General features: G+C 63.0%; 18 protein-coding genes. 9 read left to right on the forward strand and 9 right to left on the reverse strand.

Features of this window, described 5'->3' with window-relative positions; genetic code table 11:
• The 3 genes from EN853_RS21030 to EN853_RS21040 form a co-directional block, all read right to left on the reverse strand.
• Entirely contained in the window at positions 1–1,758 is a 1,758-nt protein-coding gene (locus EN853_RS21030; protein ID WP_167524549.1) for a bifunctional alpha/beta hydrolase/class I SAM-dependent methyltransferase, read from the reverse strand.
• A 66-nt stretch (positions 1,759–1,824) separates the two neighbouring features.
• A complete protein-coding gene (locus tag EN853_RS21035) occupies positions 1,825–2,433 on the reverse strand; it encodes a CDP-alcohol phosphatidyltransferase family protein (protein ID WP_127861356.1) in 609 nt (202 codons plus the stop codon).
• A 102-nt stretch (positions 2,434–2,535) separates the two neighbouring features.
• The gene (locus tag EN853_RS21040; protein ID WP_127861355.1) at positions 2,536–2,898 is read right to left on the reverse strand and encodes a hypothetical protein; all 363 of its coding nucleotides are present in this window, start codon (positions 2,896–2,898) and stop codon (positions 2,536–2,538) included.
• Positions 2,899–2,981: 83 nt separating this feature from the next.
• On the opposite strand from EN853_RS21040, the gene EN853_RS21045 reads away from it, so the two are divergent.
• The 4 genes from EN853_RS21045 to EN853_RS21060 all read left to right on the forward strand — a co-directional run bounded on the left by EN853_RS21045 (position 2,982) and on the right by EN853_RS21060 (position 9,364).
• Positions 2,982–3,461, forward strand: a complete 480-nt coding sequence (locus tag EN853_RS21045; protein WP_127861417.1) for a MarR family transcriptional regulator — start codon at positions 2,982–2,984, stop codon at positions 3,459–3,461.
• The gene (locus tag EN853_RS21050) at positions 3,458–4,642 is read left to right on the forward strand and encodes an HlyD family secretion protein (protein WP_127861354.1); all 1,185 of its coding nucleotides are present in this window, start codon (positions 3,458–3,460) and stop codon (positions 4,640–4,642) included. The genes EN853_RS21045 and EN853_RS21050 overlap by 4 nt, the downstream gene beginning before the upstream one ends.
• Positions 4,643–4,925: 283 nt before the next feature.
• Positions 4,926–6,458, forward strand: a complete 1,533-nt coding sequence (locus EN853_RS21055; RefSeq protein WP_127861353.1) for a DHA2 family efflux MFS transporter permease subunit — start codon at positions 4,926–4,928, stop codon at positions 6,456–6,458.
• Between the two features lie 218 nt (positions 6,459–6,676).
• Positions 6,677–9,364, forward strand: a complete 2,688-nt coding sequence (locus EN853_RS21060) for an EAL domain-containing protein (RefSeq protein ID WP_127861352.1) — start codon at positions 6,677–6,679, stop codon at positions 9,362–9,364.
• 161 nt (positions 9,365–9,525) lie between these two features.
• Here EN853_RS21060 and EN853_RS21065 read toward each other — a convergent pair whose 3' ends face one another.
• Positions 9,526–10,035, reverse strand: coding sequence for a CAP domain-containing protein (locus EN853_RS21065; protein ID WP_127861351.1), 510 nt, complete (start codon positions 10,033–10,035; stop codon positions 9,526–9,528).
• A 188-nt stretch (positions 10,036–10,223) separates the two neighbouring features.
• Here EN853_RS21065 and EN853_RS21070 point away from each other — a divergent pair, with 188 nt between their 5' ends.
• Positions 10,224–11,048 carry a DUF2189 domain-containing protein gene (locus EN853_RS21070; RefSeq protein ID WP_127861350.1) on the forward strand — a complete coding sequence of 275 codons (825 nt, stop codon included), beginning with the start codon at positions 10,224–10,226 and terminating at the stop codon, positions 11,046–11,048.
• Between the two features lie 130 nt (positions 11,049–11,178).
• Here the strand turns inward: EN853_RS21070 and EN853_RS21075 are convergent, their stop codons facing one another.
• The 4 genes from EN853_RS21075 to EN853_RS21090 all read right to left on the reverse strand — a co-directional run bounded on the left by EN853_RS21075 (position 11,179) and on the right by EN853_RS21090 (position 16,539).
• A complete protein-coding gene (locus tag EN853_RS21075; protein ID WP_127861349.1) occupies positions 11,179–11,811 on the reverse strand; it encodes a LysE family translocator in 633 nt (210 codons plus the stop codon).
• Between the two features lie 231 nt (positions 11,812–12,042).
• The gene (locus EN853_RS21080) at positions 12,043–12,471 is read right to left on the reverse strand and encodes a DUF4440 domain-containing protein (RefSeq protein ID WP_127861348.1); all 429 of its coding nucleotides are present in this window, start codon (positions 12,469–12,471) and stop codon (positions 12,043–12,045) included.
• A 100-nt stretch (positions 12,472–12,571) separates the two neighbouring features.
• Complete coding sequence (locus EN853_RS21085; RefSeq protein WP_167524547.1) at positions 12,572–14,545, reverse strand: pilus assembly protein; 1,974 nt, start codon at positions 14,543–14,545, stop codon at positions 12,572–12,574.
• A 26-nt stretch (positions 14,546–14,571) separates the two neighbouring features.
• The gene (locus EN853_RS21090) at positions 14,572–16,539 is read right to left on the reverse strand and encodes a pilus assembly protein (RefSeq protein WP_127861416.1); all 1,968 of its coding nucleotides are present in this window, start codon (positions 16,537–16,539) and stop codon (positions 14,572–14,574) included.
• A 298-nt stretch (positions 16,540–16,837) separates the two neighbouring features.
• Between EN853_RS21090 and EN853_RS21095 the strand changes: the two genes are divergently transcribed.
• Both EN853_RS21095 and EN853_RS21100 read left to right on the forward strand, forming a co-directional pair.
• Complete coding sequence (locus tag EN853_RS21095; protein ID WP_127861346.1) at positions 16,838–17,698, forward strand: TIGR01459 family HAD-type hydrolase; 861 nt, start codon at positions 16,838–16,840, stop codon at positions 17,696–17,698.
• Between the two features lie 32 nt (positions 17,699–17,730).
• Positions 17,731–18,714 (forward strand): bifunctional riboflavin kinase/FAD synthetase, encoded by a 984-nt coding sequence (locus EN853_RS21100; RefSeq protein ID WP_127861345.1) that lies wholly within the window; start codon positions 17,731–17,733, stop codon positions 18,712–18,714.
• A gap of 6 nt (positions 18,715–18,720) precedes the next feature.
• On the opposite strand, the gene EN853_RS21105 is transcribed toward EN853_RS21100, so the two are convergent.
• A complete protein-coding gene (locus EN853_RS21105; protein WP_127861344.1) occupies positions 18,721–19,275 on the reverse strand; it encodes an HdeD family acid-resistance protein in 555 nt (184 codons plus the stop codon).
• A gap of 170 nt (positions 19,276–19,445) precedes the next feature.
• On the opposite strand from EN853_RS21105, the gene EN853_RS21110 reads away from it, so the two are divergent.
• Together EN853_RS21110 and EN853_RS21115 are read left to right on the forward strand one after the other, a co-directional pair.
• Positions 19,446–21,371: an adenylate/guanylate cyclase domain-containing protein gene (locus EN853_RS21110; protein ID WP_127861415.1), complete on the forward strand. Its 1,926-nt coding sequence runs from the start codon at positions 19,446–19,448 to the stop codon at positions 21,369–21,371.
• A gap of 115 nt (positions 21,372–21,486) precedes the next feature.
• A complete protein-coding gene (locus tag EN853_RS21115; protein ID WP_167524546.1) occupies positions 21,487–23,031 on the forward strand; it encodes an acid phosphatase in 1,545 nt (514 codons plus the stop codon).
• Positions 23,032–23,033: the final 2 nt, after the last annotated feature.

Here is a 23,033-nt window from a genome sequence, read left to right on the forward strand (position 1 = left end):
CTAACGCCGCCTTGCGAGCGAGACGGTGAAGATGCCCCACTGGTCGATGCGCTGGTCGAGCTTCTCGAAGCCGGCCGCCTCGACCAACTGGTCCATCTCGCCTTGCGTGCGCCTCCGCATCACCCAGGCCTGGCCGCCGCGATGCGAGGTCAGGCTGCGCGCGATCATCTCGAGCTGCGGGTGCCAGGGCTGGTTGGTGTAGAGGAGCAGGCTGCCCGGCTGCATCGCGCGGGCTAGGCCGCCGAGCGAGCGGGCGATCAGGGCGTTGTCACGGAAGAGCTCGTAGAGGCCGGAGACGATGGCGAGGTCCGGCACCGGATCGAGCCTGGCCAGCCCATCGCCGTCGAAGGCGTCGGCGCGCTGGAACGAGACGCTGGCGGGCAATTGCCGCTCGGCGATCAGCTTGCGGCCGAGCTCGACATTGAGGTCTGAATAGTCCCGCAGGCGCACGCTTGCCGGCTGCTCGGGGCTTCTGCCGATGGCGTCGAGCACATAGCGGCCGTGGCCGGCGGCGATATCGAGGATGTGACCGGGCCGTCCGGCGGCCCTGAGCATCGCCAGCGCCGAGCCGATCAGCTCTTCGAGGTTGAGCTTGCGCTGGCGGATGCCGCGCCAGCCGATGGCGTCGAGGAAGGTCCGGTCGACCATGCGGCCGATAGGTCCGAGGCCGCGCGCCTCGTTCTCGTAGACATAGTCCAGCGTCGAACCGGAATCGAAGCCAGTGGCAACTCCGACCTTCATGCCGCGCGAGAACCAGCTGCCGAGGCGGATGAAGGCGCGGCTCATCGCCCAATAGAGGCCCTTCGGCGACAGGAGATCGAGCGGCGAGGCGAGCCTGTCGGCCTCGTCGCGCGTGTAGCCGGCGATATCCGCCTGCTTCAGGTCGACAGCCTCGGCAGTCGAAGCGAACTGCCCATCGAGGAACGGCCGGATCAGGTCGAACGCCTTGGCGCGGTCGCGCTCGCCCAGCGTGTCGTGGAAGAAGCCCTGCAGCACGTGACGTTCTTTCGCGCGGCTGCCGAGATTGACGAAGAACTCGTGCTGGGGGCCATGCCGCACCACCCAGTCGCTGCCCGACAGAAGAAGCTGCGTCGGCACGGTGATGGCGCGTGCATCCGAAACGATGCGCGCCGCATGCTGGTAGAGCTCGACAAGGATGTTCGAGGCGATCGGCCTCGTGATCAGCGGATCGCTTTCGAAGGAGGCGATGCGCAGCTGGTCATGGGTAAGCAGGTTCGCCTTGACGTAGGAATTGACGAAGAAGCGCCCCTTGATCTTCTGCCACAGCGCGATGCCTTCCTTGGCGAAGGGGACATAGAGCTTGACCGAGAAGGCGGGCGAGGCGAGTACCATGGCGCGCAACTTCGGCGCATAGTCGTGCACCCACGCCGCGGCGAGCACGGCGCCGAACGACTGCGCGATCAGCGCGATGTCCTGCGTTGCAAAACCGTCCCTCGCGGCGATCTCGCGCATGAAGCAATCGATGTCGCGCACAAGTGCCGCGAAGGAAGGAGCATAGCCGCGCTCGCCTTCGGAGCGGCCGTTGCCGCGCGCGTCCCAGGCATAGAAGGCATGGTCGGGCATGCCGAGTTCGTCGACGAGATGCGCCATGCGGCCGCCATGCTCGTGCCCGCGATGGAAGAGCACGACCGCGCCTTTGGCCTTTGCCGATACCGCCGGCCAGAAGCGGTAGAATATCTGCGTGCCGTCATGGCTGCGGAACGTGCGTTCCTCCGCTTGCCGCGCGACGCTTTGCATCGGCGCGGTGGCGATCGGTTCGTGAAGCATGGTGTTTCCCCCGGGCGGCATGGCTAGCCTCACTGCTTAGCCGGCGCTGCCAATAAGACCGGCGCGTATCCGGTTTATGGCGGTCAGCAGCGAAAGCGTTGCCATGATTGGAAACACAAACGGCGCGATCGATACCGGCCAAAGCCCGGCGGCGCACAGCACCGCGACCGCGCCGAGCGCCAGCGCCCTGTCGCTCTTGCCGAAAGGCCCGGCATAGTTGCGTCCAATGCCGGCGGCGACGCCGAGCACACCGGCGAACTCGGTGAGCACAGCAGCGACCGCGAAAGCGACGACACCCCAGCTGCCGAACTGCGCAAAGGCGGCAAATGGCAGGATCAGCGCCAGGTCGGAGACGACGTCGCAGATCTCATTGAGATACATGCCGAGCGTCGAAGCCTGGCCGTGCTCCCGCGCCAGCATGCCGTCAATGGCGTTGAGCGCCATGCGAACGAAAAGCACGACGGGAATGAGAAGAAGAACGATGCGCCAGCCCGGCAGAAGCGCGATCGCCGTTCCGGCGGCAATGGACAGCAAGGCGGCAAGTATCGTTATGCCGTTGGCCGTGATGCCAATTGTCGCCAGCCTCTCGACCAGCGGCCGCAGCCTATCCTGGAAAGCCGGCTTGAGCGCATAGAGCGTCGGCATTGCGTTGATCCCCCGATCCACCTCTATGTGTATCACGAAGACGCCGAATGGCACCAGCATGAGGCAAAAAACACAGTGAATTTTCAGTCGGTTGACGCCTTGCTATGAAGGCATTGCCTCAAGCCGTCGCCGCAGCCAGTATTGCAGCTTGATCAGGTGCCGCATCGGCTTGCGCTCGACGCGCCGGACATCGATCAGCGTGACGCCGCCGCCGTCCGACAGCGTGTGCAGCCCGGTGTCGAAGCCGTCGAGCCAGCCCTGCGGCGACAGCCGCTTGACGATGTCGGCCGAAAATTCCTCCGGCGTCAGCCGCTCGATGCGCAACAGGTTGATGGCGGTGCCATAGCCGGGCCGGACCCGGATTTCGGCACGCTTTGACTGCGCCTGTCTGACTGCGCCGGGCCCTTCCTGGCAGCCGCTGCTTGCGCCTGGGCCGTTTTCACCAACCGTTGACCATGATCGCATCGCATGGCTGCCATGCTATTTGCCGCCATCTGGAACAAAGCATCCCGCTTGAATAGTAAGCACGCTTATTATATATGCCGCTCATGGTTTCGGACGGCATCGACAGATTGGGATTTTTGATCCACGACGTGCAGCGCCTGATGCGCAAGCGTTTCGAGGCGCGCGCTGGCGGGCTAGGCCTGTCCTCGGCGCAATGGCGCCTGATGGTGCGCGTCGCCAAGGAAGCTGGCATCACCCAGGCGCGGCTCGCCGACATGCTGGAAATCGAGCCGATCAGCGTCTCGCGCCTGGTCGACAGGATGGAAGAGGGCGGCTGGATCGAGCGCCGGACCGACGCGACCGACCGGCGTGTGCGCCTGATATTTCCCACCGCCAAGGCAAGCGCTGCCTATGCCGACGTCAAGAGCCTCGCCGGCGAGGTCTATGAGGAATCGCTCACCGGCGTCTCGCCGGAAGACCGGCGGGTCCTGATCCGGGTGCTCGATGCGATCGTGCAGAATCTGACGGACGACGAAGCGTCGTCCGTTGAAAAGACCAAGAATACGGAAGGCGCAGCGGCATGAACGCGCAGGTCAAGAAGATAGACGACAACGTCACCAAGCTCGAAATGGAAGCGCCGGCGAAGCCGGAGGCTGCCCCGTTGTCCGTGGCGCTCGATCCGCAGCCTGCCCCGGCAGCGCCGAAGAGGAAGCGCCGCTCCGGCCGCTTCCTTCTGATGGTCGCCCTGCCGCTGGCGCTGCTCGCCGGCGGCGCCTATGTCTGGGTGACGGGCGGGCGCTATCAGGAGACCGAGAACGCCAACCTGCAGCAGGCCAGGATCTCGATCGCTTCAGATGCGGCCGGCCGCATCGTCCAGGTCGGCATCGCCGACAACCAGACGGTCAAGGCCGGCGACCTTCTTTTCGTCATCGACCCCGAGCCCTATCGCATCGCGCTGGCCGAGGCCGACGCCGCGGTCGCTGCGGCGCGTCTCAATGTCGAGCAGCTGCGCGCCGCCTACAGCCAGGCGATGGCGCAGGAGAAGTCGGCCGGCAGCGAGGTCGAGTACGCGCAGTCGCAATATGACCGCGCGGCCGATCTCGCCCAGAAGGGCATCAACGCCAAGTCGTCGCTGGATGAGGCCCGCAACGACCTCGACAAGGCAAAGCAGCAGCTCGCTGTGGCGCAGCAGGGCATCGTCAGCGCCAAGGCGGCGCTCGGCGGCAACCCCGACATCGAGACCGACAAGCATCCGACGGTGATGTCGGCGCTCGCCGCGCGCGACAAGGCCGCCTATGACCTTGCCCAGACCACGGTGAAGGCGCCGGCGGACGGCGTTGTCTACCAGGCCTCGTCCTTCAAGGTCGGCCAGTATGTCGCTGTCGGCACGCCTTTGTTCGCGCTGGTCGAGACCGGCGACACCTGGATCGACGCCAATTTCAAGGAGACCCAGCTCACCAACATGAAGCCGGGCCAGAAGGCCGAGATCGTGGTCGACACCTATCCGGGCAAGACCTTCGAGGCGACTGTCAAGGCGATCGGCGCAGGCACGGGTGCCGAGTTCTCGCTGCTGCCCGCCCAGAACGCCACCGGCAACTGGGTCAAGGTCACCCAGCGCATCCCAGTGCGCCTGGAACTGACGGACCCGGATGCCAAGATGGCGCTGCGCACCGGCATGAGCGCGACGGTCACCGTCGACACCGGCGTGGCGCGCGGCCTGCCGTCGTTCTTCGGCCACGCCACGGCCGGCGAGCAAGCGCAGTAGGACAAGGAGTTGGAGCAGGGGATTGGTCTGACGGCAGGCGTGGGAAAGCCAGGCGCTTGAGACGGGCCGCCTCGCGGTTCGATCAAGGCAGGGGCGTTCGACACGGACCCGTCGGTCCTCAGGTTTCCGGGCGGCACACATCCCGCTCGAACAGAGACTCTCGGTCGATGTAACCCCCACATCGATAATCGCGTCCCACCGCGATGAGGGTCTCTCAACGGAAGGCTTTGCCGCCCGGAAACCCTGTGTACACGGTTTCGTTACCTGCTGGAAGTTCAGCATCATGAGCACGCCCGAACCCTTCAAGGAAGTGCCACATCGCGGCTTGATCACAGTCGCGCTGATGTTGGCGACGATCATGCAGGCGCTCGACACCACGATCGCCAACGTGGCGCTGCCGACCATGACCGGCGACCTCGGCGCCTCGCCCGACAACATCAACTGGGTGCTGACCTCCTACATCGTGGCCGCCGCGATCATGACGCCGGTCACCGGCTGGCTTGCCGATCGCCTCGGCCGCAAGGAGCTGTTCCTCGCCTCCGTTGTCGGCTTCACCATCTTCTCAATGCTTTGCGGCCTCGCCTGGAGCCTCGAGACCATGGTGCTCTTCCGCCTGCTGCAGGGCGTGTTCGGCGCGGCCATCGTGCCGCTGTCGCAGACCTTCCTGCTCGATATCAACCCGAAGGAGCGCCATGGCCAGGCGATGGCCATCTGGGGCGCCGGCATCATGCTGGGGCCGATCCTGGGCCCGACGCTCGGCGGCTGGCTGACCGAGAACTTCAATTGGCGCTGGGTGTTCTTCATCAACCTGCCGGTCGGCATCCTCGCCTTCCTCGGCATGGCCGCCTATCTGCCTGTCGTCGCCAAGCGCGTGCGCAGCTTCGATTTCTTCGGCTTCGCCATGCTCTCGCTCGGCGTCGGCGCGCTGCAGCTTCTGCTCGACCGCGGCGGCGAGGTCGACTGGTTTTCCTCGACCGAGATCTGGGTCGAGCTCGGCCTGTCGATCACCGGCTTCTGGGTGTTCATCATCCACACGGTGACGTCCGAACACCCATTCATCGATCCGAAGATCTTCCTCGACCGCAATTTCGTGACCGGGCTGGGCTTCATCTTCGTCATGGGCGTGCTCATCCTGGCCTCGATGTCGTTGTTGCCGCCGATGCTCGCCAACATCTTCGGCTACCCGACCGTGACCATCGGTGTCGTGCTGGGGCCGCGCGGCATCGGTACGATGATCTCGATGCTGTTCGTCGGCCGCATCATGCACAGGGTCGATGCCAGGATCCTCGTCGCCATCGGCTTCCTGCTCACCGCGCAGTCGCTCTACACGATGGCAAGCTTCACGCCGCAGATGGACAACTGGCTGATCATCTCCTCGGGCGTCATCCAGGGCCTCGGCATGGGCATGGTGTTCGTGCCTCTGTCGGCGGTGGCCTTCGCCACGCTCGACGCGCGCTACCGCACCGACGCCACCTCGCTGTTCAGCCTGGTGCGTAATCTGGGTTCCTCGATCGGCGTCTCGGTGGTCGCGGCGCTGATGGTGCGCAACACGCAGGTGAACCACACCGAGCTTTCCGCCTTCATCAACCCGTACAATCCCAATCTGTGGGCGGCCTCGCCGGCCGCGGCGGGCGGCGATCCCGCCGCGCTTTCACAGGTCGACAGGCTGGTGAATGTCCAGTCGATGATGATCTCCTACATCAACGACTTCAAAATCCTGATGGTGATGACGCTGATCGCCGTTCCGTTCGTGGTCCTGCTGCGCAAGCCAAAGGCCGCACCCGCGGGTGGCGCGCCGGCGGCGCATATGGATTGACGTTTCGCGGACCGGCGCGACGCAGCGGCCGCGCCTGCAGCCGGGCTCAAGATCGTAGGCTCGGGAACAGCCCGGAACTTTCAGATATCCACATCTGCCTGCCCTCGACTCGGAGCTGGTTCACCTACCATTAGTATATCTCGATCACGATGCGGTCGCTTTTGGGTTGAAAGCGAGCCGCGTTGCTTTGCGCCGGCACCAAACTGGAGGAACTCTGTTTGGGCACGAAATCATCCAGGAAAGCCGCTGAAACACCGGGGTCGGCCAATCTTGCCGCGCTGGCGAAGCTGACGATCGCTTCCTACGAAACGCTCGAGCGCGATCTTCGAGCCAGGATTGCAACGCTCGAAGGGCAGGCGCTGCGATTTGAGACGGCGATCGAAAACGTTTCGCAGGGCATCTGCTTTTTCGACGCCAGTGAACGGCTGATCCTGTGCAACCGCCGCTATGCGGAAATCTACCGCATTGCGCCTGAGCAATTGCAGCCGGGGCTGACGCTCCGGGAAATCGTCGAACGTCGCGTCGCCGTCGGGACATCCGCGACCGATGCCGACGCTTATCTCGCATTGGCCCGTTCCATCAATTCGGGCATGGCTCCAAGAGTCTGGACCGCCAACCTCGCCGACGGCCGGGCAATTCAGGTCTGCCATCAGCCCATGCCTGACGGCAGCTGGGTGGCCACGCATGAGGACATTACGGCGCTCGCTGCCAATCAACAGATCGTCGACGAGCGCATCTCGCTGCAAACGCTGATCGACTGGGTGCCCGATTATCTCTGGGTCAAGGACACAGAAAGCCGGTTCGTCGTGGCGAACAGGGCGCTTGCGGTCGACAGCGGGCGGGAGAAGACCAGCGACATGATCGGCTTGACCGATTTTGATCTCCATGCCCCGGAACTTGCGCGGAAATTTCGCGCGATCGAGGAGATCGTGCTCCGCAGCGGGCAACCGATGATCGACAAGGAGGAATTTATTGTCGATGCGTCGGGCGCCGGCAAGTGGGTTTCGTCGACAAAGGTGCCGCTGCGCAATGCGCGGGATGAGATCATCGGTCTGGTTGGCATCGCTCACGATGTCACCGCGCGCAAGCAGGCGGATATCCTTCGGGATGGACAGGCGCATATTCTCGAAATGATCGCGATGAGCGCCCTGCTCGAAGACGTGCTCGATCGCCTGATGCGCCTCGTCGAGTCGCAATTGACGGGAATATTCGGTTCCGTCCTGCTGCTGGACAAGGACGGTAGCCATTTGCGGCACGGCGGCGCGCCGAGCCTGGCGAAAGACTACACCACCGCCGTCGACGGGATCGCCATCGGCCCCAAGGTTGGATCGTGTGGCACTGCCGTCTATCGGCGCGAGCCGGTCATCGTCTCGGACATCATGCAGGATCCGCTTTGGGAAGATTACCGTCACGTGGTGGCGCCCTTCGGCTATCGTTCCTGCTGGTCGACGCCGATCCTGTCGCATCAAGGCGCCGTTCTGGGTGTCTTTGCGATGTATTCGATGACGGTGCGTGAACCGACCGAGGCCGAAACACGGCTGATCGACTTCACGACACGCATTGCAGGGATCGCCATCGAGCGCAAACTGGCTGAAGACCAGATCCATTTCATGGCCAACCATGACGTGCTGACAGGGCTTCCAAACCGCGCTCTGCTCGAGGACCGGCTCTCGCAGGCTCTGCTTTATGCGCAGCGTTATGAGCGCTGGGTGACGGTGGTGTTCATCGACCTCGACAATTTCAAACTCGTCAATGACACGCTCGGCCACAACGCCGGTGACGTGCTGCTGAAGACCGTCGCCAACCGTATGGTCGAATGCGTCCGGTCAACCGACACCGTCGTGCGGCTTGGCGGCGACGAGTTCGTCATCGTTCTGTTCGATCAGCCGACCGACGTCGATCTGATCTCCGAGACCCTGCAAAAGATTCGGTCGGCGATCGCGGAGCCGGTTCATCTGGGAAGGCATCGGCTGAGGGCGACGGCCAGCATCGGCATTGCCAACTATCCCAAGGATGGGACGGGTCCGGATCAACTGCTGGCCAATGCCGATGCCGCCATGTACCGCGCGAAGGAATTCGGCCGCGACAATTTCCAGTTCTACGCTCCCGAGTTCAACACCAGGGCGCATGAGAAATTCGTGCTTCAGGAAGAGTTGCGAAATGCGCTGGCTCGCTCGGAGTTCATTCTGCTCTATCAGCCGCAGGTCGATCTTCGCTCGGGGGACGTCTTTGCAGTCGAAGCCTTGCTGCGCTGGAAGCATCCGACACGAGGCATGGTGGCGCCGAACGCATTCATTCCGACCGCCGAGGAGACCGGCCTGATCGTGCCGATCGGCGACTGGGTCCTGCACGAAGCCTGTCGGCAGAACAAGGCCTGGCAGGATGCCGGTCTGCCACCCCTGACCGTCTGCGTAAACGTCTCGGCGCGGCAATTCAGGGAGCCGAACCTGATTGGCCGGGTCGTGAACGCACTGAAGGACAGCGGCCTGGAGGCCAGACATCTCGAGCTCGAGGTAACCGAGAGCCTTATCATGCAGGACGTCGAATTGGCGGTAGCGACGATGAATGCGTTGCAGGGCCTGGGCGTTCAGATATCGATCGACGATTTCGGAACAGGCTATTCCAGCCTCAGCGCGCTCAAGACCTTTCCTGTCGCGCGGCTGAAGATCGACAAGTCGTTCATCAGGGATCTCGCCGCCGACGAGAGCGATCAGGCTGTCGCCAGCGCCGTGATTTCATTGGGTCAAAATCTGCATCTGAGGGTCATTGCCGAGGGCGTCGAGACAGACGATCAGGTCGCCTTCCTGCGCAAGAACAACTGTGATGAAATGCAGGGCTATCATTTCAGCAAACCGGTATCAGCCCTGGGTATCGCGAAACTGCTTGGCGGCGAGCGTGGTGGATGACGCGTTCTTGCGCCGAGAACCCTGACGGCTTCGCCGGCGCCCAGCGTGGCGGAGGCATCCCCTCGTGACACCCGCGGCGATCCCGAGCCGATGATCGACGCCGTCTGTCGAAGAAGCGCGCCTTCTTCACCAGGAAAAGATCAAATGGGGGTAGGCGAGGCCTATTTCCCCAGCACCAGCGCCCAATAGCGCAGGCTGGGGTCGCGGCCGTCGCGCACGTAGGCGAGCCCGAAGCGGCTGAAATCCGGGTCGAGCATGTTGCGGCGGTGGCCGTCGGAATGCATCCAGATGTCGAACAGCTTTTGCTGATCGAAGCGGCCCTCGGCGATGTTCTCTCCGGCGGCGCCTTGCACCCCGTTTCCCTTCATGCGCGAAGCGAAATCCTTGCCCCAGCGGGTCGTGTGGCTCATGCGGGCGCGCGACGCCATGTAGCCGGCCTGCTGCAGCGCCGCCTGTTCGAGCTGCGCATCCGGAACCAGCGCCGGCAGCCCGGCCGATGTGCGGATTGTGCTCAATGTGGTGGTCGCGGAGGACGAAACGCCGGCGCCTTCGCCGGTCGGCAAGGAAACGCTGTTGCAGGCCGCGACGCCGCCGATTGCGGCAAGGCCTGCGGCCTTGAGCAGCGTGCGACGGGAAAGAGAGGGGTGGGCTTGGCAGGTCGAGATGGTCATCCGGCCTCTGATACCGGCGATCGTGGCTTTTGCCGGGCAAGGCAATGAAATTCGCTTGATGACGGCCGAATACAATCCTTGCGAGGACAACGCCTGGCAAATGCGCTATATTGCCGCAGCTACTAAGTGGCAGCCACGGGCGGCCATCCAGGCGGTGACCGCCCCCCGCGACAAAACGGAGGACGGTAATGGCCGGTTTTCATGTCATGGCGGACGCGCAAGGGATGCATGTGCAACCCACGGTGCGCCACATCAGCACGTCGGATCTCTGGGATGCATTGCGGCTCGGCGCCGAGGATTTCTGGGCCAAGCCTTCGCATTATGTGTTCCTGTGCCTGATCTATCCGGTCGTCGGCCTGATCCTGACGCGGTGGACGTCGGGCACCAACGCCATCCAGCTCGTCTATCCGCTGATGTCCGGCTTTGCGCTGATCGGTCCGTTCGCGGCCATCGGTCTCTATGAGATCAGCCGCCGGCGCGAGCTCGGCATGGACACCAGCTGGCGCCATGCGCTCGACGTGCGCCGTTCGCCGGCGCTGCCCTCGATCGCGGTAATCGGCATTTTGCTGTTCGCCCTCTTCCTGCTCTGGCTGTTCACCGCGCAGTCGATCTACACCAGCCTGTTTGGCGCCGCGCCGCCGGCTTCCGTCGGCACCTTCCTGCGCGACGTGCTGACGACCAGCAAGGGCTGGACGCTGATCCTGCTCGGCAATGCAGCGGGCTTCGTCTTCGCGGTCGTCGTGCTCGCCACCACCGTGATTGCCTTCCCGCTGTTGCTCGACCGCGATGTCGGCGCCGTCTCGGCGATCGAGACCTCGGCGCGCGCGGTGATGGCCAATCCGCTGCAGATGGCGCTCTGGGGCCTCACCGTCGCGGTGCTTCTGGTGATCGGCTCGATCCCGCTGTTTGCAGGCCTTGCGGTCGTCATGCCGATCCTAGGCCACGCGACCTGGCATCTCTACCGCAAGGTGGTGGAGCCGGTGCAGATCCGGCCGGCCCGCCGGCCGATGTGACGTTTAATGCATGCCGTCCAAAAGCATGCCTCGGGCTTGACCCGAGGTGCGCAACGGTTTTGGGAGAACGACATGCATCAAAACAAGAGCTTAAAGCGCGTCGCCTGAATTCGTTTCTGCGCGACGCGCTTTAACGCTGCGCTTCCGTCGCCATCTTCAACGCCAGCGCGGTCAGCACCGTGCCCATCATCCAGCGCTGGACGACCAGCCAGAACGGCCGTCCGGCAAGGAAGCTGGCGATCGAGCCGGCGGTCACCGCGATGATGGCGTTGACGGTGAGGCTGATCGAGATCTGCGTCACGCCAAGCACCAGGAGCTGCGACAGCACATGGCCCTTGGCCGGGTTGATGAACTGCGGCAAGAGCGACAGATAGAGCACCGCCACTTTCGGGTTGAGCAGGTTGGTCATCAGCCCCATGACGAAGAGCTTGCGCGGCCTGTCCTTCGGCAGCTCGCGGACCTGGAACGGCGAGCGTCCGCCGGGCCTGAGCGCCTGCCAGGCGAGCCACAGAAGGTAGAGCGCGCCGGCGAAGCGCAGCGCGTCATAGGCGTAAGGCACGGCGAAGATGAGCGCCGTGATGCCGAATGCGGCTGACAGCACATAGAACAGGAAGCCGAGCGCCACGCCGCCGAGCGAGATCAGCCCCGCCCTCGGCCCTTGCGACAGCGAGCGTGAGATCAGGTAGATCATGTTCGGCCCGGGCGTGAGCACCATGCCGAGGCAGATCAGCGCGAAAGTGAGATGGTTGGCGACGTCGGGCATGGCTTGATCTCCAGCGCCTGCGGCAGGGACGGTCCGATGCCGGTGAGCACGGACATGTGCCTTGTGCCGCGAACGCGCACAAGGGCTTGCCGGCTCCGGCCGTTGCGCCAGAGCGGGCAGATGCGCAGGGATGGGTAGTCTCGGCCTTGCTTCCGCGGTGAGGTCTATATCGATATCGCTGCACTGCGCAGCCCCAAACGGAGGCTGTCATCTCCAGGTGTCGGTGGCTTTCTACTCACCGACGACCGAGGCCGCCGGGCGAGGCGAGACTATGGGATCGGCATGGCGAAGGACGATCTTCCACGCGCTTTCCTCCCGTCGAAATATAGTGGTGGTTCGAAGTGCAATCGGCACCAGCTTGTCGCTGCCGCCGACCTTGGATCGGCACCGCTCGATCTCAATGATGTAACCCAGATCCGTCGTTGCATACTCGGAAATGCGCTCAAAGCCGATAACCTCGCTGTCCCGGTAGTTGGTGGCGGCACGGTCCATCGTTTCGGCAGCTTCCCTCCATCCTTTGGCAGGCGGGCCGAACGGATTGGCGATGACGACGTCATCCCGTTGGGAATAGAGACTTTTCAAAGGCTCGGGATCGCCCTTGACGAAGGCATCCACGGCTAAATGGTTCTGCTCGATGAGTTTCGCGAGGTCGGCCAACATCTCAGCATCCTCAGATGACAGGGAAAGAGGATACTATCTGAAAACCAGCTCCTAATACTGCCTTTTCATTTCTTGGCACGCCAGCATTCGTTTATGTGCCTTATCCCACCACGCGCAAATTCGACAGCTCGTTCGCAATCTCCTTGAAATTGTCGGAGAGCGTCGCGCCGGTCGCGTTCCAGAACAGCTTTGCGGGCTTGCCGGGATCGGTCGGATCCTTGCGGAAGCGGGAGTCGGACGAGCAGGTCTTCAGCGCCTCCATTGCTTTCTTGTCGCCGGAGTCGGTCGAGGACATGTCGAGCGCCACCGTCATCACCATGATGTTGGCCGCCTTGGCGTTGTCGCAGAGCTTGGCCATCTGCTCGTTCAGCGCATTGGTGTAATTGCTCGAGGAATAGTTGAACTGGCCTATGTCGCTCGACGTGCCGCCGAACAGGCGCGTGACCGAAGTGCCGTTGTAGCCGATGCCGGTATAGCCATAGGCGGCATAGGTCGACTTGTTGCCGGCCGGATCGGAGCTCACCGTCGAATAGGTGTTCTCGCCGTCGGTCAGCACGATGACGACCTTGTCGTTGCCGCGTTCGGTCTCCTGCCGTCCCTCGGTGAAGGGCGAGGCGCTCGAGACGGTGCGCCAGCCCCAGGCCATGCCTTCTGGAACATTGGTGTTGCCGTTGGGCTGCATCAGGTCGATCGCCGCTTTGACGGATGCGAGCCCGTCGGCATTGGTGACGTCGGTGAGCGGCGTGATCGGCGTGGTGGTGCAGCTGTAGTTCGGGCCGGCGCCTGCGCCCAGCACCGGCGCGTCGATCGGCCGGGGCTGGAAGTACTTCGCCATATTGGACTGCCTGGTCTTGCCGGTGGAGCTCGATGGATCGTCGTTCCACCAGCTGTTGGCTGCACCGTAGGTAACCGGATTGGGCTCGTCGGGATCCTGCGTCACTTTCCAATGATTGCCGGGTTCGTCCGGCGCGAACATCGGCACGAACATGGTCGCGGGGTCGCCGACGCCGATGCCTGTGTTGTTTGGACCGCCGGACGCCGGTGTGTCGTCGACATTGTAAGGGTAGGGGCGTACTTCCACGCAACCCTGCCAGCTCGCGAACGGCCCATAGGTGTCGTTGTAGTCATATTCGTTGTGGCTGCGCCTGCAGGTGTTGTTGGAACGGTATTCGTCGCAGACGACACGCTTGCTGCCGACGATGCGCTCGTGGCTGGTGATGACCTTCATGTCCCGATAGAGCGAGAAGCGGCTCAGCGCCTGGCCTTCTTCCGTACCCCAGCCGGTGCCTTTCTTGTACCAGATGCCGTTGGTCTTCTCGGCGTATTTGTTGGATGCGTTGAGCGTCGACCAGTCGAAATTCTCGTTGGCGATCGGCGACAGCCCGTAGATATCCATCCAGGAGGCATTGTCGTTGTCCGGCCCGACATTGACGGACGCCGCGAATGGCACGAGGCTGAACTGGACCGGCTTGTCGATCTGCTTGATCTGTGCGGCCTGCTGCGCCAGCGTGTCGACGAGTTGCTTGGCGGCCTGTTTGAGCAGGTCGATGCGCTTCTGCCCCGTGCCGGATCCCTTGATGCTCATCGAGCCCGAATTGTCGAGCACCATCGCCACTTCCAGCGTGTTCTTCAGCCGCACCTGGGAAGTCATGCCAAGCTCGATGGGCTTGTTCGCGTCGCCTTCGGACACGCCGACGAGCAGCGCCGCGGCCGGATAGAAATAGGGGTGATAGCTGAGCGTCGCGTTCATGGTCATCAGACCCCCGCCCGCCTGGTTGCCGGGCAGCGTGATATCGAGCGTCACATTGGCCGGGTCGATGTTGTTCAGATTGGCGTTGAAGAAGCCGGTTGCGTAGGCCTTGATCTGGTCGTCCGTGGCGCCTTCCGAGAGCCGCCGTGCGCCGGCGAAGTTGGCAGCGTCGAGCGCGTTCAGCACCATCTGCTTCTGGCGGTTGAGCTCGGTGAAATCGACGGCCAAAGCCAGGGCGCCCATCAGGGGCACCATCGCGATTGCCGTCATAAGGGCATAATTGCCGCCCCGGTCGCGGCAAAATCGACGCCAGAATTCGCGCATCTTCGGTAAGCCGTCCCTTTTTCGGATCAACTGACGATGCGCAGGTTCGACAATTCGTTGCCGATTTCCTTGAAGTCGTCCGACAGGGTGGCACCGGTCGAATTCCAGAACAGCTTCGCCGGTTTGCTCGGATCGGTCGGGTCCCTGCGGAAGCGGGAATCGGAAGCACAGGCCTTGAGCGCTGCCATGGCCTTCTTCTCATCCGCCTTGGTATCAACCAGGTCGAGCGAGACCGTCATCACCATGATCCCAGCCGCTTTTGCGTTGGCACATAGCGTCTGCATCTGTTCATCGAGCGCGGCTGTATAGTTGCCATCGGTATAGGTGGTCTTAGGCACTGCGCTGGTCGTGTTCATGAACAGACGTGTGACGCTACCCGATCCAGGGTATATCAGGCCCGTATAGCCGTAGGCGGCGTAAGTGGAACGGTCGTTGGCGTAGCTGGAATCGTTGATTGCGCTGTACGTGTTCGCGCCGTCGGTCAGCACTATGACGACCTTGTCGTTGCCTTTCTCGGTGTTTGGCCGGCCTTCGGTGAAAGGTTCGTTGCTGGAAACTGTCCGCCAGCCCCAGGCGAGACCCTCCGGCACGTTGGTGTTGCCGGTGGGCGCCATCTCGTCGATCGCGTCGACCAGTTCCTGCTTCTGCGCAGCCACCGTGATATCCTTGAGCGGTGTGATCGGACTGGTGGTGCAGGCCGAATTCGGACCGTCCCCGGCGCTGGCCGATGCCGAGCCGTAAGGCTTCACCAGAAAATACTTTCGCATGTCGGACTGACGCTGCGACGCGGTCGGGTTGGATGAGTAAGGCCAGTCGGCCCACCAGTTGTTGCCGTAGCCGTAACTTGTGCTGCTGACGTCGTTCGTGCCGTCGCGATTGAAATCACGCCAGAGCGTGCCGGCCTCATCCGGCGCGAACATCGGCACGAATAGCGTGGCAGGATTGGCGCTATCGGGCGTCGTGTCATCGTCATTGTAAGGATACGGCCTCGCCTCAACACAACCCTGCCAACTGGCATAGCGGCTTGTGGTGTAGACGTATGTCGGGGCCGGGGTGACCCAATGGCCCTTGCTGCAGGTGCCGTCCTTCTTGGTGACGTCGCACACATACTGCTTGGGGGGTTGCACCGTTTCGCGGTCAGACTCGACCGTCATGTCGGAATAAAGACTGAAGCGGGTCAGCGGCTGATTCATGGTATCGCCCCAATCGGCCCCGCGCTTGTACCAGACGCCGTCGACCCTCTCGGCGTACTTGTTCGCATCGTTCTGCTTGGTCATCGTCGTCCAGTCGAAATTCTCGTGATGTATGGGCGAGATTCCGTCCTGGTCCATCCAACTGTCTTGATCATGTGTCGGGCCGACATTGACCGAAGCGGAGAATGGAACCAGCGAGAACTGCACCGGCTGCGAAACCTGCTTCATCTGCTGGGCCTGCAGCGCCAACGTGTTGACCAACTGTTTCGCGGCGGCCTTTAGCAGGTCGATGCGCTTCTGCCCGGTTCCCGAGCCCAGGATCGACATCGAGCCGGAATTGTCGAGCACGAGCGCCACTTCCAGTGTGTTCTTGAGCCGGATTTCCGACCTTGCCGAGAAGTTGACGATCGAGTCGTTCGCCTTCCTGCCGAGCAGCATGGTCGCAGCCGGAAGGAAATAGGGGTGGTATTTCAGGGAGGCCTCCATGACCAGCGTGCCGCCGCCGGTATTGTTGTTAGGCAGGGTGACCGTCAGCGTCGTGTTGGACGGAAGGACGTGCCTGAGGTTGGCCTCGAAGAACTGCCTGGCATAGGCCTTGGCATCAGTATCACTTGCTCCGGTGACGATCTGCTGTGCAGTCGCGACGCCGGCCGCATCCAGCGCGTTCAGCGTCTCCTGCCTCTCCCGGATCAACTCGGTGTAGTCGACTGCAAGTGCCACGCCGCCCATCAGCGGCACCATCGTGATAACTGTCATCAGGGCATAGTTGCCCCGCCTGTCGCGTAAAAATTCGCGGATCATCGCGCTTAGCCCCCGCCAAGGATCCCATGTTGTGTACGACCAAGGTCGTAGTTGATCTGAAACCATGGTCATAGATCGATAAATTTCAGCTTGCGCGAAACAATCAAGAACGCGCTGCCTTTTTGACCGCGCATTAACCCTGTGCTTCCGAACGGGCGATGTCGCGGCTCGCCCCGCGGGATGGCGAAAGCTGGTGACAGGATGGAGCGCTTCGGTTATGCGGGACCGGCCGTGGCGGCCTCCGGACCAAAAGGATGGCTGTCGCGGCTTTGTCTATGATCAGCCTCAGGAAAACTGTATGGCGGATACGCCCGACATCATCGCTTCGCTCGCCGATCTGACGGAAAACTACGCAGCCATCCTTTGCGACGTCTGGGGCGTGGTGCACAATGGCGAATGGCACTTTCCCGTCGCCGCGAAGGCGCTCGCCCAAGCGCGCGCGGCAAAAGTGCCGGTGGTGCTGATCACCAATTCACCGCGCCGCAGCGCCGACGTCATTGCGCAGATGAATGCGATCGGCGTGCCGGCCGATGCCTATGACCGCGTCGTCACTTCGGGCGACGTCACGCGTGACCTCATCGCCGAGGGTCCGAGGAAGATCTTCCACATCGGCCCCGAGCGTGACTTCACCCTCTATGACGGCCTGGAAGTCGAAATAGTGGAGGAGTTCGAAGCTTCCGGCGTCGTCTGCACCGGGCTCTATGACGACGAGGTGGAGAAGCCCGCCGACTATGCGGAGCTCTTGCAGCGGCTGCGTGCCCGCAAACTACCTTTCATCTGCGCCAACCCCGACATCCTGGTCGAGCGCGGCGAGCGCACCATCTGGTGCGCCGGCGCGCTTGCCCGCGACTACGCGCAGCTCGGCGGCCGCACGCTGATTGCCGGCAAGCCCTTTGCGCCGATCTACAGTCTCGCCATGAAGGAGATTGCCGGCCTGCTCGGCCACCCGGTCGAGCGCAGAAAGGTTCTCGCCATCGGCGACGGCATGATGACCGACGTCAAGGGCGCCGCCGATAACGGCTTCGACGTGCTCTATGTCTCGGGTGGCATCCATGCCCGCGACTATGGCGACCCGCTCAAGCCCGATCCCGAGAGGCTGGCGGGTTTCCTGGCAACGCACGGCTATCGACCTGTCGCGGTCATCCCGCGGCTGCAATAGGCTGTAGCCTCGCCATGACGGACGCCTCGGACATGAGAGAAGCTTTCCAACGCATTTCGGCGGTCGCGCCGTTGCCTGCCCATCTGCGCGGCGGCGTCGTGGCGATCGGCAATTTCGACGGCGTCCACCGCGGTCACCTTTCGGTGCTGGAGCGCGCGCTGGCCGAGGCCGGCCGGCGCGGCGTGCCGGCCTTGGTGCTCACCTTTGAGCCGCACCCGCGCAAGGTGTTCAGGCCGGAGCTGCCGCTCTTCGTGCTGACGCCGCCACCGATGAAGGCGCGGCTCCTGGCCAAGCTCGGCTTTGCCGCCCTTGTCGAGCAGCCGTTCACGCGCGCCTTCGCCGCGCTTTCGGCCGAGGCTTTCGTGACCGATGTGCTGGAGAACAGGCTCGGCATCAGCCATGCCGTCACCGGCTTCGACTTCCACTTCGGCAAGGACCGCCAGGGCGGCCCGGCCTTCCTGATGGCGGCCGGCGAGCGCCACGGCTTCGGCGTCACGCTGGTGGACGCCTTCCGCGACGAAGGCGCCGAGGTGGTTTCGTCGAGCCGTATCCGCGACCTGCTCTGCGACGGCAAGGTCGAGGAGGCCGCCGGCCTGCTCGGCTACCGCTTCACCGTCGAGAGCGAGGTAATCGGCGGCCAAGAGCTCGGCCGTACGCTGGGATTCCCGACAGCCAACATGAGGCTTTCGCCGGAAGCCACTCTGAAGGAAGGCATTTACGCCGTCCGCTTTCGCCGCGCCGACGGCACGCTTCGCGACGGCGTCGCCAGCTTCGGCCGCCGTCCGACCATCGACGACAATGGCGCGCCGCTGCTCGAAACCTATGTCTTCGACTTTTCCGGCGACCTCTACGGCGAGACCTGCGAGGTGTCGTTCTTCGGCTATCTGCGCCCCGAGCTAAAGTTCGACGGGCTCGACGCGCTGGTGGTGCAGATGAAGCGCGACGAGGCAGAGGCGAGGGCGCTGCTCTCAGGTGTGCGCCCGCTGTCGGATCTGGACGCCGCGATGTGCTTCTGACGGGAGCTACCGCTTCAGTGCCAGCCCGATGGCAATAAAACTCCAGCCCTGGAAGACAAGGTCGATCGCCAGGAACATGCCGAGCACCCACAGGCTGTTGACCGGCCAGCCCATGGAGATGGTCAGGCCGAGCAGGATGGAGATGACGCCGGCAGCGACCAGCCATCCCCAGCCTTTCTCGGGGCGGTGATCGAAGGCAACCCAGGCCCTCAGCAGGCCGGAGGCGACAAGCGCGATGGCGAGCAGAAGCGTCAGCACCGCCGAGGCGAGCAGCGGGTTGTCGAAGGCGAAGAAGCCGGCGACGGCGTAGAGCAGGCCGCTCGCCAGCCAATAGAAGAAGCGCCCCCAGGTCTTGACGCCGAAAGCATGGATGATCTCGATGGCGCCCGCCATCAGCATCAGCCAGCCGACGACATAGACCGAGGCGACGGTGGCGATGAACAGATTGCCGAAGGCGATGCCGCCGAAAATCAGAAGCAGCACGCCGAGAGCCACGAACCATCCCCATTTGTCGCGCGTCCGTCCGATCGCGTCTTTCAGGGCATCACCTCGCAAGGTCATGGCTGCATCTCCTCCAGAATTCGCCGCTTATCATGCCGCAATGAGGGTAATCCCGATGGCATTGCGCGTCCAGCGAGCAGGACAGGGCATCCCGCCCTGGCGGGTCGGGCCTCTCGTCAGCGTGCTGGGTTGGGTGTACCATTTTGGCCATGTTGGGCCGGGGCCGAATGATGATCGTCCCTCCATTGAACCGGAAACTGCTGGCGATCCTTGCGTTGGATATGGTCGGCTATTCAACGGCGACCGAGATTGACGAAGCTGGCACCATCGGGCGCCTGAGAGCTATCCGAGCCGACGTAACCGATACAGCGATCGCTTTGCGCCAGGGTCGAATTGTCAAGCTGTTGGGAGATGGCGCACTTGTCGTCTTCGACAGCGTGGTCGATGCGGTGATCTGCGCAGCCGAAATTCAGAAAGCTGTGGCCGTTCGCAATGGTGGATTGCCGGAGCATGAGCGGATTGTGTTCCGTATCGGGATCAATCTTGGCGATGTGGCGCTGGTGGATGGCGATGTGTATGGCGACGGCGTCAATGTCGCCGCTCGCATAGAGCAACTGGCCGATCCGGGCGGGGTGATGGTGTCAGGTACGGCCTACGACCATTTGCAGGGCAAGCTTGATTGGCCACTCGATTTCGTCGGCGAGCAGCAGGTCAAGAATATCAGCCGCCCGGTGCGGATGTACCGGGTGAGGCTCGATGGCAAGCGGGTGCACCGGACCTTACGCCAGGCGATGCCGCACTGGACCAGGACGGCTGCGGCGGCCATCGTGATGCTGGCTTTGGTGGCTGGGGGGACCTGGTGGTTCTTTCAGCCCACGTCACTGGGGGCCAAGCCGTCGGTCGCGGTGCTGCCTTTCAATAACTATGGCGACGAGGCCAGCGGGCGTTTGGCCGATGGCTTGACTGAGGATATCATCACCGACCTTGCGCGGTTTCCCGAACTTGACGTCGTGGCCCGGAATTCGACGGAAGTTTACAAGGGCAAGCCGGTGGATGCCCGCCAGGTCGCACATGCGCTCCATGTCGGTTTCGTACTGGAAGGCTCCATCCAGCGGCAAGATGAGCGGGTGCGGGTCACCGCGCAGTTGATCGATGCGCAAACCGGCAACCACCTTTGGTCGGATCGTTGGGACCGGCCCGCTGAGGACGTGTTCGCCGTCCAAACCGAGATCGCAGAGCAAGTCTCCAACCGTCTGGGCGGCGGCGTAGGGTTGATTCAGGCGGCCGGGCGGGCCGCAGCCAAACGCAAACGACCTGAAAACCTGAATGCTTATGATTACTATCTGCTCGGCACCGAGAAGATTGAAGAGATCACCGTAGCGGATGAGCAAGAGGCAATCGCGCTTCTCAATCGCGCCATTGATCTGGACCCCGGGCTGGCCCGCGCCTGGGTAGAACTTTACCATGCTCATGGCATATTGGCTGGCTTCGGTATCAATCCCGAGAGCGAGATCAAGGCGGCTGCCGAGGTGGCCGAACGCGCGGTGCGGCTCGATCCAGGCGACGCTGAGGCACACGCCGTGTTTGGTATGAGCCTCAGCCACAAGGGCGACATCGCGCGCGCCAAGGCTGAACTGGATACGGCCCTTCGTCTTGCTCCCGGTTCGTCCGAAATCCTGACATTCTATACCGGCTATGCGGCACGCTTCGGTGAACCCGAACGCGGCGCTCAGATGGTCGACCAGGTATTGCGGCTCGACCCGAACTATCCGATGTGGGCGTCCAACTTTTTCGGCCCTGCCTATTTTATGGCCGGCCGGTATGAGGATGCGTTGAAGATGCTGGAGCGCATGGCACCTAACAACTACGACCATTGGAGGTGGGTGGTGCTTAGCGGCTCCCTTGCGGCTCTGGGTCGAATGGAGGAGGCGAAGGCTTCGGTTAGGGAAACTCTCAGGCAGTACCCGGACCTGACCGTCGAGGGCATGATTAATGAGGTTGGCTTGAGTACTAAAGAGCGCAGCCGGTTTATTGAAACAATGCCGCTCGCCGGCTTTCCAGCTTGCGCCAAGCCCGAGGCGCTCGCGAAACTCGCCAAGCCTGTGCGGCTGCCAGAATGCGAGGCGGGCGAGGCGCGGCCTCTCGGGCAGCCATAGAACAGCCCCGCGATTGGCGGGCTGCCGCCAATGGCACTACCCGTCCAGCGCGGTGGCTATTGCCAACATGCGCCGAAGCTGCTGTCATCGCGCTTTGCGCTAGGGAGGTATGACGATGAAGCGATCCTCTGGGCTCGCCCTGTTCTCCTCGACTCTCGCTCTGTCCGCTGCCGCTTCGGCTTTCGCGGCGCGGGCCGCCGATCCGCCGGATGGCATCACCAAGATCGAGACGGTGGTCGTCATCTTCGCGGAGAACCGCGGCTTCGACAATCTCTATGGCCATTTTCCCGGCGCCGAGGGCATCGACAAGGCGAGCAAGGAAAGCCTTGAGCAGCGCGACCGTGACGGTTCGGTTCTGTCTGAGTTGCCGCCTGTCTGGGACGGGTTGACCGCCAAGGGCGTCACGCCGCCGGTGACGCAGGCGATGACCGAGCACCTTCCGAACGCGCCGTTCACAGTGAACGACGGCAAGGGTTTCAACGTCCCGCTCAGCGTCGCCACGCACGATCTTTGGCACCGTTTCTACCAGAACCAGATGCAGATCAATGGCGGCAAGAACGACATGTTCGTCGCCTGGGCCGATTCAGGCGCCATGCCGATGAGCAACTGGGATGCCTCCAAGACCGACATGTGGGCTGTGGCGCAGAAATACGTGCTGGCCGACCATTTCTTCATGGGCGGTTTCGGCGGCTCGTTTTTCAACCACCAATGGCTGATCTGCGCTTGCGCGCCTTACTACGCGGATGCCGACAAGAACCCGGCCAAGCCGTCGATTTCGGTGACGGACGATAGCGGCGCAGCGTTGAAGATCGCGGACAATTCGCCGAAATCGGTGCGCGAGGGTATCCCGAAATTCGTCTCAGACGGCAATCTGACGCCGGATTTCTACGCGGTGAACACCATGCAGCCGCCTTACCAGCCGAGCGGCAACGATGCGGCGCCCGGCGCCGATCCTCGCCTGGCGGATCCGGCCAAGCCGACGACATTGCCGCCGCAGACGGAGCCGACAATCGGCGACATGCTCAGTCTCAAGCATGTCAGCTGGGCGTGGTATTCGGGCGCCTGGCAATACACGCTCGACCACGGCAACCACACACCGACCCCGAATTTCCAGTACCATCACCAGCCGTTCAACTACTACGCCAACTATGCTCCGGGCACCGAGGCCAGGCGCGAGCACCTGCGCGACGCCGGGCTCGCCGGCGTGAGCTTCATCCAGGCCATCGACGATGGCGCCCTGCCGCAGGTCTCCTTCTACAAGCCGCAGGGCAATCTCAACGAGCATTCCGGCTATGCCGACATCCAGTCCGGCGACCGCCATATAGCCGATGTCGTCGCGCATCTGGAGAAAAGCCCGCAATGGCCGCATATGCTGGTCGTCGTCACCTATGACGAGAACGGCGGCATCTGGGATCATGTTGCTCCGCCCAAGGGCGATCGCTGGGGGCCGGGCACGCGCATCCCCGCGATCATCATTTCGCCCTTCGCCAAACACGGCTATGTCGATCAGACGCCTTATGACACGACGTCGATCCTGCGCTTCATCACCGAGCGCTTCGAACTGCCGGTCCTGCACGGCATCGTGGTGCGCGACAGGACCGTTGCCGCGCATGGGGAGCCGCCGCTCGGCGATCTTACCGGCGGGCTCGATCTGAATTGAGG

This window comes from Mesorhizobium sp. M1C.F.Ca.ET.210.01.1.1 (assembly GCF_004791585.1).
Taxonomy (GTDB): Bacteria; Pseudomonadota; Alphaproteobacteria; order Rhizobiales; family Rhizobiaceae; genus Mesorhizobium.

Coding starts and splice junctions, on each gene's coding strand:
- EN853_RS21040 (WP_127861355.1), bottom strand. CDS start 2,898: ATGCGATCATGGTCAACGGTTGGTGAAAACGGCCCAGGCGCAAGCAGC.
- EN853_RS21105 (WP_127861344.1), bottom strand. CDS start 19,275: ATGACCTTGCGAGGTGATGCCCTGAAAGACGCGATCGGACGGACGCGC.
- EN853_RS21075 (WP_127861349.1), bottom strand. CDS start 11,811: ATGCCCGACGTCGCCAACCATCTCACTTTCGCGCTGATCTGCCTCGGC.
- EN853_RS21095 (WP_127861346.1), top strand. CDS start 16,838: ATGGCGGATACGCCCGACATCATCGCTTCGCTCGCCGATCTGACGGAA.
- EN853_RS21035 (WP_127861356.1), bottom strand. CDS start 2,433: ATGCCGACGCTCTATGCGCTCAAGCCGGCTTTCCAGGATAGGCTGCGG.
- EN853_RS21055 (WP_127861353.1), top strand. CDS start 4,926: ATGAGCACGCCCGAACCCTTCAAGGAAGTGCCACATCGCGGCTTGATC.
- EN853_RS21110 (WP_127861415.1), top strand. CDS start 19,446: ATGATCGTCCCTCCATTGAACCGGAAACTGCTGGCGATCCTTGCGTTG.
- EN853_RS21100 (WP_127861345.1), top strand. CDS start 17,731: ATGAGAGAAGCTTTCCAACGCATTTCGGCGGTCGCGCCGTTGCCTGCC.
- EN853_RS21065 (WP_127861351.1), bottom strand. CDS start 10,035: ATGACCATCTCGACCTGCCAAGCCCACCCCTCTCTTTCCCGTCGCACG.
- EN853_RS21115 (WP_167524546.1), top strand. CDS start 21,487: ATGAAGCGATCCTCTGGGCTCGCCCTGTTCTCCTCGACTCTCGCTCTG.
- EN853_RS21030 (WP_167524549.1), bottom strand. CDS start 1,758: ATGCAAAGCGTCGCGCGGCAAGCGGAGGAACGCACGTTCCGCAGCCAT.
- EN853_RS21070 (WP_127861350.1), top strand. CDS start 10,224: ATGGCCGGTTTTCATGTCATGGCGGACGCGCAAGGGATGCATGTGCAA.
- EN853_RS21090 (WP_127861416.1), bottom strand. CDS start 16,539: ATGATCCGCGAATTTTTACGCGACAGGCGGGGCAACTATGCCCTGATG.
- EN853_RS21050 (WP_127861354.1), top strand. CDS start 3,458: ATGAACGCGCAGGTCAAGAAGATAGACGACAACGTCACCAAGCTCGAA.
- EN853_RS21045 (WP_127861417.1), top strand. CDS start 2,982: ATGGTTTCGGACGGCATCGACAGATTGGGATTTTTGATCCACGACGTG.
- EN853_RS21085 (WP_167524547.1), bottom strand. CDS start 14,545: ATGCGCGAATTCTGGCGTCGATTTTGCCGCGACCGGGGCGGCAATTAT.
- EN853_RS21080 (WP_127861348.1), bottom strand. CDS start 12,471: ATGTTGGCCGACCTCGCGAAACTCATCGAGCAGAACCATTTAGCCGTG.